Genomic DNA, 16803 nt, shown 5'->3' with positions numbered 1-16803 from the left:
ATATTGCCTGGGTAAGTTTTTATACTCTGCCACAGGAAAATAGCCGTGATACAAAATTTCTTCTTTTATAGTATCGCATACTACCTTTTAAAATGCATACCATTTGCAAACTGCGCACTTGAAATTCACGCTAATATTATCTTAATAATTACAAATTAAAAAATCATGAAACAAAATCAAACTCTATTACATGCTTCAGGAAGAAGCGGGTTATTTACCATCCCCACAATAAGAAAATGCATCGTTTGTGCAATCTTTCTTAGTTCCTCTATCTTTTTATTTACCGGCTGCAAAAAAAGTTCGGTCGATGATGTAAGCTATTATGGATACGGAAAGCTAACTGTTGACTGCGAAAAGAAATGTCATGTTACGTTCGGCGCAGATGATAAGCTAAATGATTTTGATGTTGAGGGAACAATGGCCACGTATGTTTTTAGGTATCAATCCAAATATGATTTAGATATCAAAGTTACACCAGTAGAAGATCAAAACATAACGCTGAATGTTTACAGCAGGGAGCAAAGACAAATATTTCATAACACAGCAAAAAGAACAGGCGCTGAGGTATGGCGAAGTATCATCTTAGTGCCGTAATATTCTTATTTTGAGGAAGAAAGACTATCAAATTACAGCATCAACTTCACAAAATTTATACATAATAGCACAATTTTGAATAACTTAATAGTAAGTTTTCTTTTTATCGTAAATAATTTATAGATTTGATATAGATCAATTACACCAAGCGAGTTAAGCCTTTATTCTTTTTTTTAAAACTCCTACAACATATATAAATATTTATCGTATAAGATTTAAATGAAACTTGTTTTTCATAATTGGTACAAATGTGAGAGTTATGTGCCTGAATCAGAGGGTGTATTTCAATACATCCTCTTTATTTTTTATAATAAATTATTTTTCTACTACTCTTTATATACGACATAAGCTCGTCGTTGGTTTTCTCATTTCCATTTTTTTTCAAAATTAGATTTCTCTCCTAAAAGGCTTATTTAAAAGTAAGCTTTGATTCAAGCCTCTTGCCACAACATTTTTAAGTAACCAAAAGGTTGCACAAAAAAGTAACGTCCAAATAATAACACTTTAGTTTAATAAACCATCAACATTAATCAAATAATTAGCAAATGAAAACAGAGCATCTAAGAGTAGACTGGGTCGATTATGCCAAGGGTTTAGGAATTATCCTTGTTGTACTGGGGCATGCTTTAGTGGGTATAAAAGAAGCCCATATACCAACAAATCTATTTGTGATTAATTCCCTATTTACATTTATTTATAGTTTTCATATGTCTTTGTTTTTTGCTTTGTCCGGATTCTTTTTCGAGAAAAGCTTAGATAATCATCACGAGAAGAAATTTTTGATAAATAAACTGCAGACTATTCTTTATCCATTTGTAATTTGGTCAATAATACAAACAGCTTTTGAGGTTGCTTTTTCCAGCCAGACCAACGCGAAATTGCCAATTCAGGCATTGTACACATGTTTGTTTATTCCTCGTTCTGTTTATTGGTTTTTGTTTGCCCTGTTTTTTATTAATGTTGTTAATGTACTTATCTATAAAGTTTCAAGAAAATACGGCTTATTGATCTCCTGCTCAATTTGGCTTTTAATTTATGTATTTAAGCCTCATTTTGGATCATTTGATAAAACATTCTATAATTTGATCTATTTTAACTTTGGTATTTTACTGGCCAGGAACATGACATATTTGAAGTTTGTACTTGAAAACAAACTGTGTATTCTTTTAACTTTTCTCCTCTTTGTTGGCGCTGAATTTTTATATTTCAGATACGGAAGATGGACATGGTTTAACACATTAGATACCCAGGTTTTGGGCACCTTACTTGTGATACAATTATCTTTTTATGCCGTAAAAACCAGGTCAAAAACAGTAATTAATTTCCTCGGTGAAAACTCAATGATTATATTTTTGTCGCACGTACTTTTTACGGCCGGTTTCAGGATATTTTTACAGAAAATTTTGCATGTAGACAATGCTATAGTGCACATTGTGTTTAATACGTTAGTTGGCTTATGTTTCCCATTAGGATTAAAATACCTGTCGATTCATCAACCTAAATTTGGATGGCTGTTTCAATACAATAAATCATCGCGGCAGGCTACTACTAAAGAGGTCGCCATTCAATAGATCTAATCACCTAAGTTGATAATTTGCATTGCTGCAAACTGACGTTTAATTCTCACTAAGGAATAAGGTAATACATGCTTGAATGTTTTACCATCATCAAAATTATTTGCCCGGATTAACTGTTATTTTAAATAACACAAAAACGGCAATCAATAGCAGATATCGGGCTATTGGTTGCCGTTTTTTGTTTCTTCATAAATTAAACATGACGAAACCGGCATTTTTCTTCTTTAGTAAAGCAGGGGATGATGCAAAAAGGTAATAAAGTTATTTAATAAGCGAAAGGATATTATTCAACTAATAGTTTTGAGCTTAAAACTCCTGTTTGAGACTCTGCAGTTATAATATAAACTCCTTTACCCAAACTGCTATTTAATTTAATTAGTGTATTAGCAGCACCAGTTTCATCAGTAACAAATGTCTGTTTCTGCAACAGTCTCCCCGACATGCTTGTAACAGATAATGTTACTTTTTCTGACTTTTGGAAATTATTAGCGTTTAAATAGAATGCAGCACCGTTATTGGGGTTAGGATAAACCGTAATTGTTCGTTGTTTTTCCGCCAGGCTGTCGGTAGCGTTAGCAGATAAGGCTGATGCGCCTGCGGTAGTTTTCACTTGGAATATCTCAACCGCAGCAATGCCCACCCGGTTGGCTGTAGGGTCAAATTTAATGCTTAAACTCCCATCTGCCACTGTTGTACTAAAATCCTTCACCAGCGCGGCACGGTAACCTACTTCGTTATAAATATCGAAATTGTTGAGCACCTGTTTGTTTTCCATCGCAATATGAAATACCCTCATACCAACTGCTGTCCAATAATTTTCTACAAAATGCATCCGTACCAGGTAATTGCCATTTGCTATAGGGATTTCATAACTTGTTTGTGCCAGTTCCGCATTGGCCGATAAGTATGTTTGATATAATAAATCTATATCTGTACCGGCTACACCGCTGGCTATAACCTGTTTATCCAGCTTAATAGACCCTTTTCTGTAAGTAGCATCTGCCTCATAAGTATTTCCGCCAATCGTGACAGCAGCATCGGATCCTCCTTTTATTCTTTTCAAAGCAGTTACTGTAGATGTAGAGGTGTTGCCAATTCCATACAAAGGGATCCGCAGCGGCGACGTTCCGTTTTTGTAATTCACCAATAACGCCGCATTTTTTATACCTACGCTATTGGGGGTGAATTTTACAGTTATAGCGGTTGTGCCCTGTGTTGCCAACGATGTAGTTGCAAACGTTCCTGCCGAAAATTCACTGGCATTGGGCCCTACAATTTGTAAGCTTTGTAATGTTATTGCGCCATCAGTTGAGCTATCGGGATAGTTCATTCCCGTATTCTTTAATGTAACATTAATAGATGAAGAGGTTCCTGTTAAAGACGGCGTAAAGTTAATAGCCGTATTCGGAAGCGATGCCAGATCGGCATGATGTTTTGATCCCGATTCGGGCATAATGTTTTCAACGTAATATACATTGTCCTGATAATCGTAATTGGTAAACTGTGTACCCAGGTAATCACAATCCAACAAATAGGCGTTTGGTATTACATTTCCGGCGGCATCTATAGCCTTTAAAATTCTCATACCTATAAGTCCATTAACGTTTTGGGTCCTATCTGATGAGGCACTGCCAGCTTTAAAACCGAATGAGCCGGTAATGGTGAAGGTTCCAACCGAAGGGTTAGTATTACTACCGTAAATTCTGGGTACTACAGATTGACCATAAAGATTATTATGCGTAAAAACCATTTTGGTAGATGAAGATCCTTTAGCAAAATACCGAATAGCTTCTGTTGCTGCACAACACCCATGATAGGCCGCTAATTGACGGACCGTTACTGGTTTTGAGGGATCGGCCATTACAAAATAATCTGCTTTCACTTCACTTGAGCTCGGCACTATTGTTGTTCCATTTATATTGCCATCATCATGGGCATAACCCGTGGTTGTTCCTAAACCGAATGCTTGTATAATCTGCTGGGCATAAGGTTCATTTAAGCCTTCGCCTGCTATTTGCCAAATGCCGTGAAGCCCAACTTTCTTTACCGGTGCAATACTGTCATTGCTAATTATTGTTAATGTATCGCTAAAGATTTTGATCCTCGAAGCGGCATTTTTAGCTATAAACTTTACGGTTACATCTGTAAAAGCTTCAGAATTAACGCTAAAGGGTAACTTTGCAGTACTATCCGTGTTAATTGCTGTAATCTTCCATGAGCCAGGATTTGATAGTTTCAAATTACTTACAGTAAGTTTTCCTGTTCCCTTATTATTGACTCTGAGTTTTATATTGTCATGATTTAAGTTATAGGGTGTAGTATCGGGGCTCGTGCGCCTCCAGGGCGTTTGTATTAATGAAAAAACAAGCTGGTCATCACCAGGGAAGCCATCGGGATTTTTCAAAACCATGTAAACGCCCGGTGTTTTTTGACCCGCGCTGCTAACTATGCTAAATTTATAAGCAGCAGTTATAAATTGATTATTATTTGCATCTGTAGCCTTTATAGTTATAGTGTAATTGCCGGCTGTATTTAAGGTAAATGGAGCCATGAAATTAACATAAGCTGCAGCATTTATTGAATACTGTACCTGAGCCAGGCCCGAGTTTCCGTTATCAGTGGCTGTTATAAATACTTGTGCCTGATCAGTATAAACACCTGCGGATTGAGTTGAACCGACTAATCTTAAACTTGCAGTTGGCACAGCTGTATCTGTAACAGTGCCGGAATCAGCAATTGTTATAAAATTCATTTTACTGTTTATACCGCCGTTGGCATCAATAGTAAGCTTGCCATCTGTAACGGTTACCACGGCTATAGCGACTTTGTGTTTGGCGACTGAGCTGGTAATCAAATCGGAAATAACTGGCAAACCCTCGGCATTTATTTGATGATCGCTATCAAAATACCCTTCGTCGCCGGCACCAATTGTCACCCTGTATTTGCCGTTAGGTACTGCATATTCCCATGTGCCGGGCAACTGGTCTTTGTCTGAGGCCTGCATTTGAACAAGGCCAAGCAATTGTTTGGCGCTCGTACCCGTACGTATACGCATATTTGCAGTCATTGATTGTGCTGCTTTTGTTGTTGGATTTATCCAGCCGTAACCCTTGGTTGAACTGTAGGCTAAACCATTATCGGCCAGGTAGCCAGCAGGTGCCGTGGAGGTTGACGGTAAAAATGCAATGTTTATTGTTGTAAAAGCCGGACGCGTATTGGTATTAGCAAAGGACAACCCTGTCATTAAATTGATTATCAGGATTATATGTGCAAATTTAATGAAGGGCTTTAATGTATACGCAGCTTTGGCATAACAAACCCAAGTGATTTTTCTCATAATTGATAGGTATATTAATTATCAATCAGAACCGGCGCAGAAAGCAACAAATTCTTCTATTAAAGATAAGCCCTTTTACAACCCAAAGCAGATACACATTTATTGTTGTGCATACTTTGGGAAATTGTGTATACCAAAAGTTAATATTGCGATATTAAATCAATTTACAGTTAACAACTGACAGGCGAATAGGTGCGATGCCAGCAATATTAGGGTTCGACAGCTGCAGTGGCCTGTATTACTATGGAAGGTTTTTTTCTCGACTTTATAAATGATTTCCCGATAGCAATTGCTGGTTTTTCAATTAAATAATAGCACAGGAGTGCTGAAATTATTGAAAAGAGCATAAATAACAATATGTAATTGAGTGATGATATATGCGGAAATATGTTCCTTATATATTTCATTGCACCAAACCCTACAACAGGGTGAAGTAAATAAAGAGAATAACTAATGGCGCCCAAAAAGGCGAATGCCTTATTGCTCCATTTGTAGTGGAAAAACAGGGCAAAGAAAGCTGTCGCGGTAATATAAGATGAAAAATATTTATACCATTTTTCGTCATAGCCATAATCTTTGTTATAAGCCAAAAAGCAAATTGGTAACAAGGTTATCACAAATACTGCTACATGCTTTAAAATATAGCTACGTGTAAAAATCTCATCATTGTTGCTAAGCTTCCTGGCCATTAAACCTAAAAACATTACATTGAGCGAAACAGGAACAGCAACCGGTAATTTTAGCCCGGTGAAATATCGCACTACGGATAAAAGCACAGCAACCACCAGGAAAAGGTAAAAACCTTTAACAATTGTTTTGGCATTGTACAGCAACCCCTTGTAAAATAAATAAGCACAAATAACATAAAATATCAATTCAATTTGTAGAGTCCAATAACCAACATTTAAATCGGCTACGCCTACAAATCTTTGAAACATGGTAATGTTTGTGAGTAATACCAGTAAAGAAGGTACGCCAACAAAAATAACTGATAATATTATTGAAACCCAATAAGCAGGGTATAAACGAAAAAAACGCGTAATAGCAAACTCATCTAAGGTTCTGTTATTTAAACTGTAGGGTATTACATAACCACTCACAAAAAAAAACACAACAACTCCAATTTTACCCCAGTTTAAAAAGTCATTAATGATTAATCCAGGAATGCCATCCAAACTAAAAAATGAATCATGTGGATACAATCGTCTCGATTTGTTAAACAAATGAACAACCACAACAGCTACAGCAGCTAAGCCGCGAAGCGAATCAACCCATTGAAGTCTATTTACCGGTATTTTTGTCATGATATTATTTTTTGTAGTCATTAATCAACGATTGATAACGTGTGTATACTTCCTTTTTTGTATAATCAGAATTTGCATCTTGCTTCATAACCAGCCCATAATTAGCTTCGTTAGGAGACCGTTGACCTGATGCCGACTGATCAAACAACTCGTATATGAAAAAGCCTTTGATGATGTTTTGTGAGATAATGGATTTTATACTTTGACTTATATAATCGGCTTGCTTGGTATAGTCGCCATTTTTGGTTCCTCTGTAATAATTGAATTCGGTGATCCAAATTTCTTTATTAAACTTATCACTAACAGATTTTAATAAATTGCCGGATACAAAAGGCGTATGAACGTTTGTAATATCACCGCCACCCATGTTTGAATACCAGTGGTAACCAATAATATCATAATTCACATTGTTTTGTTTTAACAACTCCAGGTAATAGAAGTGAACCCAACCAAAAGAAATGCTTACTTTAATATCCGGACTTACAGATTTTAACCCATCAATAAAGCCTTTAAGTTTGGCCATAACATTCGGTATTTTCTGATCATTATAATCAGATGCTTTTATGCCATTTCCTGATGCTATTACTTTATTGTCTTCCTCATTACCTACTTCCAGCCATGGAAATTTGTTGCCATATTTTAATCCAAAGGTTTTGCCCTGATTATAACATTGCGTGTATATCTGGCCGGCATCCAAACCAGATAACCCGGTGATGATGAGTACGGGGAACATGCTAATTGAATTTGAGTTTAGCTTGCTATTAAGTTCTTGAAATGAATATTCATTTTTGGGTAAGCCTTGGGTATCAAGCATTACATCAACACGATATGTGTTTAAATTTAATTCCTTTAAAAAAGATATCTGTTTATCCCAGGTTGTTTTGTTGTAGTCGGATTGCGTAAGCGGATGACCATTTACTCCCCAACGAAAAGAATTATTGGATATTTGGGCTATTCCACTTGTTGATAAAAATATAAGCAAGTACGAACATATTATAGCCTTTGTTAATAGCATACCGTAGAAACTATATTTTGCTGATTACATTATTGATGCAGCTTAGCTAATATATGCTTTTAAGAAAGCTTTATATGGGAGCGAGGTTTAGATGGTAAAAAAGTGTGGAATAGTGTGTAATGCCATGATAGGTTATTAAAGTAAGTTCGAACTGGCATCACAGAATCCGGGTAAATTCCAAATAAAATATCGGACATAAAAAAAGAGTGCTTTTACACACTCTTCTTTTTAAATGCAAAAAATCTAGTTTTTAGTTTACAAATAGGTCTTGTGCCGAAAGTTTATATGCCCATTTAACGTATGGAATAGTCCACTTAACAAAGCCAAAGTTACCTTCAATTGCAACCCGGTCTGGTTGGTCTATAAGTTCATAAAACTGTAAAGACTTCACTTGTGAATTTGCCTTACATTTTTTAATAAACGATTCGGTAAAGTCGCTTTGTATTTGTTCAAAGTTAGCTACTTTCTTATAACGCTGGCCAACTTCCGTAAACCAAATTGGTTGGGTAAATAGGCTTGAAAGCTTTTGGGTGATATCTGGGATGCCCTTACTTTTGGCAGCGCCTTCCATATCAGAATACCAGTGGTAGGCAATAATGTTGAACTTTACACCATATGACTGTAGCATCTGCAAAAATGTATAATGTACCCAACCTGCATCTACCATTGTTTGTGCTGTTGGTTGTTTTGATTTTATACCATCATCCATGCCCTTTAAATAGGCAGCCAATATTTTAAAATCTTTTGCATTATAATCTGTAGTGAGATTGCCATTGCTTGCCGCCTTAATTACACGGTTATCAAGCTCATTGCCTAGTTCGTAATATTTAAAATATTTTGAGTTTTTTGCGGCAATGTTAGTTCCTAATGTTTTCCCGGCTGTGTATGATTGACTTTCTGTTTTCTTAAAATCTAAAGTTCTAGTGTTAATCATCGGCAAAATTGTTATGCCGGCAGCACTGGCTGCTGCATAAAGCTCATCAAATGGTGTCCATGACGGAATTGAACCATCAGCATTGAAAACAATATCCTGACGATAAACTTTCATCCCCATTTTTTTCATCATTGCTATTTGCTGAGCCACCGATACGGATAAATAGGCTTTAATACTTAATGAATGGCCATTAACACCCAGCATTAAGCCTGATGTTGAAGGGGCAGACGATAATGTTGATGCCTTAGCCAAAACAATGTATTGGCAGCTTACATTTAATGCCGGTGAAGCCATATTGGCGCCGAGTGTAACGGTTCCTGCTTCAAATGTTTTGCTGTATATTTCTAAAGAAGAAACGTTGTCTGTAACGGGAATTTCAGTATTTGTTTTTGTCCAGTCGCTGAGCCAGTCTGGTATGATAGTTGCACGTGAATCGTAAGCTACGTAAACGGTAGCTGAAGTTGTTAATGTAAAACTGAGGCTGGAAGTTTTGTTGGTTTTATCATCGCAAGCAGTTTTAATCAAGGTAGCTCCTGATAAAACAGAAGGAACAGAAGTGATTTTATAAGTTCTGTCGGTGTAATAAACGGCGTTTGCAGCTACCGTTTGTGTTAGATAGGGTTTTGACGTTCCTGATTTGACATTTGTAACGAGGGCCGAGGATGTTGCTGCAAAGCTCATGGACGATGCAGCGTCGATCGTCGAAGGGCTTTCAGGGTCTGGAGCGGGCGTAATATTATTTTCTTTATTACATGAAAAAAGTGTCAATAATAAGGAGCTCGCGATGATAGTTTTTTTAAAAAGCTTCATTTGAGTTGTTTTAATAGGGTTATTTAAAAGTTAATAAAAATGCGTTTGTGGAAACTTAACGTTAAAAAATGTTAAAAAGTTGTATTAAATCGATTGATAATTTGAAATTATATCAAAAAACAATCATTTTAAAACAATAGGTTGTAGGCTAAAACTATTTGTATATAAGCGGTTTATCGCCTTTTGAGGAGTGATTTTTCCTTAACGAAAAAAAACGACTTTTTTTTCGTTAAGGAATCAAAACCACTTTAAATTGAACGTCATTATCAGTATTGTTACAATATATTATTCTTGTTTTTTATCCAGATTAATCTTTGTTATTCCAATGAATATCAATTATTTTTTCATGGTATTAGATATTCTAAGAATAAGTACTATACATTCATAAGTTATCCCTTAAGGCTGCTTTATCTCTTTATTATTGATAAACCTTTATTCGGCTTAACCTAATTTTTATGACAGCATTTTCTTTTGAAACCTCAAAACGCTATAAGGCGCAAAAGTGATATTTTTTTTTATCAAAAATGTTAATTGGGTGTGAAACGATAAAAAGTTGTAAAAAAGTATGAACTTATTGAGAGTCAACTTTTTAGTATAATTATCGGCTGCGAATTGATAGATAGATAACAACATTCGCAAAATCTGCCAATGAGTACGTCTATACGATAGTGATACGCAAATATCCTATCGCAAGTTTTTGCTTTGAAAGGTTTCTCAAATATGGAAAAGCAAAATTAAATGGGCTTATGTGATTTGGCCATTTTACGAGAGAAGCCGTTTTCATTTAAAAAGAAAACATATAAAAATTTGATCTCGTTGAGTTACATGACATTAATCTACATCTCAAAGAAGGAGGGATGTTAAAATAATTAAAGATTTTCTATCAGATCAAATATCAATTTTAGTTCCGAAGTTGAAAAGTAAAATTCAATGTTTCGTATCTCCCCATTTATTTTAAATATCAGTTTGGTGTGTTTGCCACTTTTATAGGGTATAATTTCGCAATCTCCTTTCATTAGGAAGCTATTATTTTTTAAAACTTTACTTGCGCTTTCTGTTAATTTATTCATGTTCGCCGATTGTGGTAAATAACTGTAAATTAAACAGATGGGTTTTAGTTTTGTTATTAATTATAGGTTTAAATTGCCTTAACTATAACTCATGTCGCAATTTTCGTATCTATATTTCTAACAATTTAATGCCTAAAAACACTTATCTAACCAAAATATAGCATTTTTTTGTGTTATTTTCTCAATAATCAATCAAATTGTCTATTTTTTGTCTTCGCGTATAAGATTTGGAAGGTTATTGACGTTTTCTTAACACTTATTGCTATCAAATTCGACTTGATTGAATTGGTGAGGCTTTTTTGTTTCATGAATATAGCATTGGGTTAAATAAATTAACAATAAACGTTAAAATAATATAATGACAATTTAAATTGGTTGATAAAAATGATCAGAATGAGCCTTTTTCTGTAAAAATTGAAAAGAAATCAGTTGAGGTTCAGTTGATTAAAAAATAACAAAAGAAAAAATGTAACTAAGACGTTAATTCTCCCGTTAAGAGCGGAAATTAACTATTGATTAAAATATTAAATTCATGTCGTATCCAAAAAGAATTGCCCTTTTTGCTGCGCTTGCTTTTTCATTCTCTGCTTGTAAAAAGGAAGCTACCAGCCCAGATTTAACACTGTCAAACAATGCAACTACAAGTTTTGCAACCTCCGCAACCAGTTCATCCGTCATTAGCAATGTAGTTGTTGCAAGCGGTTTAACTAATCAAGTATCTGTTTTAATAAAAGGTTCAGCCTACTACATTGACCGGAATTATGCCATTACAGGCGTACCTGATTCCCTCGCTAATCTTGACATGATCAAAACGGCCAATGCCGATAAGAGTAACGCCTCATCGTCGTACATGTCTTTTAACTTGAGTCAAGCTTCAACGGTTTACGTTGCCTTCGATCCGAGAGCAACGTCTTTACCAACCTGGTTAAAAGCCTGGACAAAGCTTAAAGCCACGGTTTCTCTGAATGACTCAAAAGTTACCTATTATGCACTATACAGTAAAGTTTTTGATGCAGGCACTGTAAAACTTGGCGGTGCTAATGCGAGCGGTGCTGCAGGCATATTAAATCAATATTTTGTTTTTGCTAAAGCTAAAGTTAAAACATCAGCGCCTATTGCCACACCATCAGATGAAACAACCGGCAGTACCAATTCTTTTATGTTAGGTGTTAACGGACATTCATTAGGATTACCGGCTTACATGACAGTTAGCCAGGAAGATCAAATATCACTTCTAACTAAAATGGGGATGAGCTGTTACCGTCAAAATATTAACATCAATTCCGACGGTTCCATCCCGCTTTCAAATATCTTTTTGCCACTTTATAAGGCGGCTTCGGCCAACGGTGTTACAATTTTGCCGATGATTAATACCACAAGCCTTGATTTTTCTGCCAGCGAAAGCAGCGCTTATGCTACCGGGAAATCGCTTGGTGTAAAAACCGCAACTAAAAATGCCGGATACTTTAAATACTATGAGTTGGGTAATGAGATTGACAACAAGGTACTTAAAGGAGGCAATGGTGACGTATCAACAGATTATGACGCCAACAAGCTTAAAATAGCGGCGGCTTACTTAAAAGGCTTGGATGATGGTATTAAATCCATACAGCCAACTGCTCAAACTATGATTGATGCAGGTTGGTTGCATTACTACTTCCTTCAGTATATGATATCGTACGGGAATAAATTTAATATTGTTGCATGGCATTGGTATTCTGATATGGAAGCAACTGCTACAAGAATTAAAATACCCGATATTTCATTAAAGCTGACAAGTTTGTTTAATAAACCTATTTGGTTTACAGAGGTTGGTCAAAGGCCGGATGCGGTTGCTAATATTGAGCAAGTTCAAAGCGATTTCTTATCCAACTTTGTAAAAAAAGTGAAGAAAAATCCTAAAGTAGGAGCAGTGTTATGCTATGAGCTTTTTGATGAACCGGAGAGAGCGTCGGCCGAGAAAAGTTTTGGTTTATTAAAATGGACATCCATGTATGATAAATATTCAATGAAAATAGTAGCACAAACCTTTGTAGCTAATAAATAGAAAAGTAACCGGTTAAAAAAAACTTATTACTTGGTTGAAAGAGGCTGGTTCATCAATAGATGCAGCCTCTTTCCTTATTTAAAGAATATTTTTTTGTGTTATAATTTCAATTATTTACAAGTAGAATTAGCTATAACTGTTAAAATAGTAGTATTAGGAATACGTTTTTATAAACAAATTAATAAGTTGCTTGTTGATTTCACTATTAGTTAATAGGGTTATTGATTAACAAAAATGCAGAAGCTCACGCACCTTAATGGTCGTGAGCTTTGTTTTTTTTAGACACGTTTGCATCAATAAAACAATACAGCAAGATTTCCGGGATAGCCTTCAATAAAAGAAATCAATTTAATTATGAGTTGATTAAAAAGGAATAAAATTTGCCAATATTTCACAGTTGGATATACAATAATTACTAATTGTTAAATTTTTGTATTATAGATTATAACTTGCAGTAATCTAAATACTTACGATAAGTTTAAATATTTGAATTTACCTTAAGCCAATGTTTGATACTATAAGCTGTCCCTGGGTTACCATTTCTGGTCATAAGCTAATATATATCTAAATAACCTTTATCATGAAACGCAGCACAAAGTTACTACAGTTAGCATTTCTGTTAGTGTCAGAAATTGTAATGATCAAATCTGTGAAGGCGCAAGGTTTACCAGTTTCACTCAGGACTGATATAAAAGTCACCAAGCTTTTAGATGTACCAACCGGCTGCTCAAGGCTGGCCCGAGATCCCGTATCTGGCCACTTGTTTTTTGTAAATCAAAACGGAGATGTTTATGAGGTTATGAATAGCAACGGCACTTACACCAGTGTGTTGAGAGCCACAGCAACAGATCATGGAATAACATTACTTCAGGGAATGGCATTTAAGGGAAAATCGCTTTTCCTGATAGGTAACCGAAATGCGGATAGCATTAGTTATGAAGGCAAAATTGTAAAGGGTACATTGCAGAATACAGGAAAGAGAACCTGGACACAGGTCATGACAACCGAAAAATATGGTTATACCAACACCGCTTATAATCATGGGTATAGTGGATTAGTAGTTAGTCCGGACAGCAACTATCTTTTTATCAGCAGTGGATCCAGAACTGATCACGGCGAAATTCAGACAAGGAAGGGCTTAAAAACAGATTTGAGAGAAGAACCCCTTACGTCTGCAATATTTAGAATCCCCATCAATTCGTCAAACCTGGTGTTGCCAAATGATTCGGCAAGATTGGCGACGTTGGGGTATCTTTATGCGGATGGAACGAGAAATAGTTTTGATCTGGCTTTCGGGACCGACGGGAATTTGTACGGATGCGAAAACTCAGGCGACAGAGACGATCCAGACGAATTAAATTGGATAAGGCAGGGCCATTTTTACGGCTTTCCGTGGAATTTGGGTGGCAATGAAACGCCCATGCAATTTGCAGGATATAACCCAGCTACCGATAAATTACTTAATCCCAATTGCAACGGCGCAAAAAAAGGTTTTTTTTATAACGATCTGGCGTATCCAAAGAAGCCTAACCGCATTTTTACAGCGGGAATTGTAAATATCGGTACTGATGCTGATAAAGTTAGAGATCCTAAAACCGGCGAAATTTTGGATGCGAACGGAACGGGGCTAAAAATGACCACATTTACAAGCCATCGGTCGCCCCTAGGGCTCGTGTTTGACAGAGATAGCCTTTTGACAGATGAGTTTAAAGGGCATGGTTTTTTATTGGGCTGGACGGCGGGTGTTTCAGATACATCCAAGGAAATTGGTCCATTTGCAGACCCGGGTCAGGATTTACTTCATGTACAATTTATATACGATAACGTTACTGACAATTATAGAATCCAAACTCACCGCATAGCATGGAAATTTAACAATCCCGTAGATGCGGAATTGGTGGGAAATATAATATATGTACTTGAATACGGTGGCTCGTCGCCCAAGATATGGAAGGTAGAGATGCCTGTACCTGCGCCCTGCGGTAATCAATCATATGTTACCAGGGAGCAATATAATAATATTCCTGGTAACCTGGTAAGTAATTTAACTGCTAATAAAAACTATCCCGATCATCCTACTATTACAACCAGGCTAACTTCATTTGAATCTCCACTGAACACGGGCGATAGCTATGGTGTACGCATCAGGGGGTATGTTACAGCGCCCGCAAATGGTAACTACACCTTTTTCTTAGCTGCCGATGATGTAGCCGAACTTTGGGTAAGTACAGATGCTACAACAACGCACAAAAAGAAGATAGCTACTGTTAACGCTTATTCTTATTCAAGGCAATATAACAAATATGCAACTCAAAAGTCCGCCCCCATAGCTTTAAAGGCCGGAACCAGGTATTATATTGAGGCCCTTCAAAAAGAAAACACCGGCGGTGATAATTTATCAGTTAGCTGGCAATTGCCTGGTGGCAGTATGGAAACCCCCATATCATGCAACCGCTTGTCGCCCTTTATTCAGTCTGCACAGGCAAAATTTACCTCAACAGATTCAGTAGCTGCGCCTACAGATATAGTTTCCGAGGAATTATTGGTTTATCCAAATCCGGCACGAAATGCAATAAATTTAAAATTCAATGCATCTAAAGCACATCGCGGAGAGGTGATCGTTACCAATTTTACTGGCTTAAAGGTTTACAAAAAAACAATTGAGGTTGTTAACGGAGAAAATAAAATAAATATTAACAGCGAATCTTTACCTAAAGGTATTTACATTATAAATGTTACCTATTCAGGCATTACACATAGTAGTAAAGTAATAATAGAATAACTGAAGGCCAAACCCCAAGCCAAATTCATTCTTAAGTATTGCAAACTTGTACCAGATAAATATGCATACAGGCAACCTTCAGACTGCCTGTATGCTATTGAAACATTTTAATTATGACATGTTATTGCCGCATTTGTGAGGGTGATGCGTCATTTTGATTGTCAGAAGCGTAAAGCTTTGTGAAATCTAAAAGCAGTTTATTATAGTTTTCTAAAAGTGTAATGTATCGGTCTTTCCATACATGGTGCGTCGGCAATTCCCAGAATATTGGATCATCGCTATCTGGTTGTTTGTAATTAAGAATTTCTCCAAAATCTTCTTTAGTAAATAAATTGGGGAATTCAGATGAAAAGTCATGTTTAAGAATTAGTCCAATTCTATAAATTATTTCTGTTTTTAAATATTTCTGATTAAACCAATTATACACAGATCTACGATTAACATGCGTTAAACGAGCGATTTCACTAATGCTGAATCCTTTTTTTCTAACCAGCATTTCCACAATTTGTCCGTAATGTTTTTCCACAGTAGCATCATTTAAAAGTTTAAAAAAATAAGATCTTAAACCATGAGCATCAGCGGCCTTTAATTTATTATGAAATTGAATTTAATTCATAGTTTTAATTTATGTGTAAATTTCAAGTTCGCCGCAATAGTGATGATTAAGCTTAAAATACTGTTTCTATCTCGCCTTAGCCATTAATTGGCCAAATACTAAATTGCACTAAACTTAAAGACATTAAGGTCAGCTACATTAAATTCAAAAAGCGACTTTCGCTTTGTTTTAATTGCCGGCCAAAATAAATGAGTGTTCTGTTTTTTAAAGAGATCATCTGTTTTTCTTTTCCATCGGACCTTGATGGCTACCGCAATTCTCCTGAATTTGTCGGTTTCTTTAATTTGTGAAAGGTTTTTCATAATAATTGTTTGAGAGTTATGTGATGAATTTTGAGGGCAGGCACAATAATAAAACAAGCATTTTATGTGTCAGCCATGATAAAAAAAAGTATACCTAAATGTTTATATTTTATCATAATCTTCTTTTATTAATATAAAATGTTAACAATGTGTGAATTACGTCCTATAAAGATAGAGATTTTCAATGCTAAAAATTCCTTTCTCAGGGCCACTTTTCGGCTACACAGGCTCACCAAACATATGATTAGCCATACAAGTGGAATCAGCAATCAAGGCGGTTGAGTTCATATGGATGATAAACTGCACGTTTCAAAGCTTTGATTACTCCGTTCCTAAATAGCAAATTAGGTCATTTTGTAAGCTTTACGCTACATCTTACATATACCTTGGCTCACAGAATATTGAAGATGCACTT

The 16803-nt window shown here is 35.9% G+C and carries 10 protein-coding genes; 4 read left to right on the top strand and 6 right to left on the bottom strand.

Annotation, left to right across the window (positions count from 1 at the left end):
• Positions 1 to 165: 165 nt before the first annotated feature.
• Positions 166 to 594 (top strand): hypothetical protein, encoded by a 429-nt coding sequence (locus tag Q0R88_RS18095; RefSeq protein WP_295718812.1) that lies wholly within the window; start codon positions 166 to 168, stop codon positions 592 to 594.
• A gap of 545 nt (positions 595 to 1139) precedes the next feature.
• A complete protein-coding gene (locus tag Q0R88_RS18090; protein WP_295718810.1) occupies positions 1140 to 2165 on the top strand; it encodes an acyltransferase in 1026 nt (341 codons plus the stop codon).
• A 289-nt stretch (positions 2166 to 2454) separates the two neighbouring features.
• Here the strand turns inward: Q0R88_RS18090 and Q0R88_RS18085 are convergent, their stop codons facing one another.
• The 5 genes from Q0R88_RS18085 to Q0R88_RS18065 form a co-directional block, all read right to left on the bottom strand.
• Positions 2455 to 5508, bottom strand: a complete 3054-nt coding sequence (locus Q0R88_RS18085; protein ID WP_295718808.1) for a malectin domain-containing carbohydrate-binding protein — start codon at positions 5506 to 5508, stop codon at positions 2455 to 2457.
• 209 nt (positions 5509 to 5717) lie between these two features.
• Positions 5718 to 6812 carry an acyltransferase gene (locus Q0R88_RS18080; RefSeq protein WP_295718806.1) on the bottom strand — a complete coding sequence of 365 codons (1095 nt, stop codon included), beginning with the start codon at positions 6810 to 6812 and terminating at the stop codon, positions 5718 to 5720.
• Between the two features lie 4 nt (positions 6813 to 6816).
• On the bottom strand, positions 6817 to 7794 hold the full coding sequence (locus Q0R88_RS18075) for a glycosyl hydrolase (RefSeq protein ID WP_295718804.1): 978 nt from the start codon (positions 7792 to 7794) through the stop codon (positions 6817 to 6819).
• Between the two features lie 283 nt (positions 7795 to 8077).
• The gene (locus Q0R88_RS18070; RefSeq protein WP_295718802.1) at positions 8078 to 9571 is read right to left on the bottom strand and encodes a glycosyl hydrolase; all 1494 of its coding nucleotides are present in this window, start codon (positions 9569 to 9571) and stop codon (positions 8078 to 8080) included.
• A gap of 869 nt (positions 9572 to 10440) precedes the next feature.
• The gene (locus Q0R88_RS18065) at positions 10441 to 10641 is read right to left on the bottom strand and encodes a hypothetical protein (RefSeq protein WP_295718798.1); all 201 of its coding nucleotides are present in this window, start codon (positions 10639 to 10641) and stop codon (positions 10441 to 10443) included.
• A 532-nt stretch (positions 10642 to 11173) separates the two neighbouring features.
• Here Q0R88_RS18065 and Q0R88_RS18060 point away from each other — a divergent pair.
• Both Q0R88_RS18060 and Q0R88_RS18055 read left to right on the top strand, forming a co-directional pair.
• Positions 11174 to 12688, top strand: coding sequence for a glycosyl hydrolase (locus Q0R88_RS18060; RefSeq protein WP_295718795.1), 1515 nt, complete (start codon positions 11174 to 11176; stop codon positions 12686 to 12688).
• A 580-nt stretch (positions 12689 to 13268) separates the two neighbouring features.
• Positions 13269 to 15470, top strand: coding sequence for a T9SS type A sorting domain-containing protein (locus Q0R88_RS18055; RefSeq protein WP_295718792.1), 2202 nt, complete (start codon positions 13269 to 13271; stop codon positions 15468 to 15470).
• 121 nt (positions 15471 to 15591) lie between these two features.
• On the opposite strand, the gene Q0R88_RS18050 is transcribed toward Q0R88_RS18055, so the two are convergent.
• On the bottom strand, positions 15592 to 15996 hold the full coding sequence (locus Q0R88_RS18050; RefSeq protein WP_295718788.1) for a helix-turn-helix domain-containing protein: 405 nt from the start codon (positions 15994 to 15996) through the stop codon (positions 15592 to 15594).
• Between the last annotated feature and the right edge of the window lie 807 nt (positions 15997 to 16803).

The organism is Mucilaginibacter sp. (assembly GCF_025362475.1).
Taxonomy (GTDB): domain Bacteria; phylum Bacteroidota; class Bacteroidia; order Sphingobacteriales; family Sphingobacteriaceae; genus Mucilaginibacter.
This window is presented reverse-complemented; position numbering and strand designations above follow the sequence as displayed.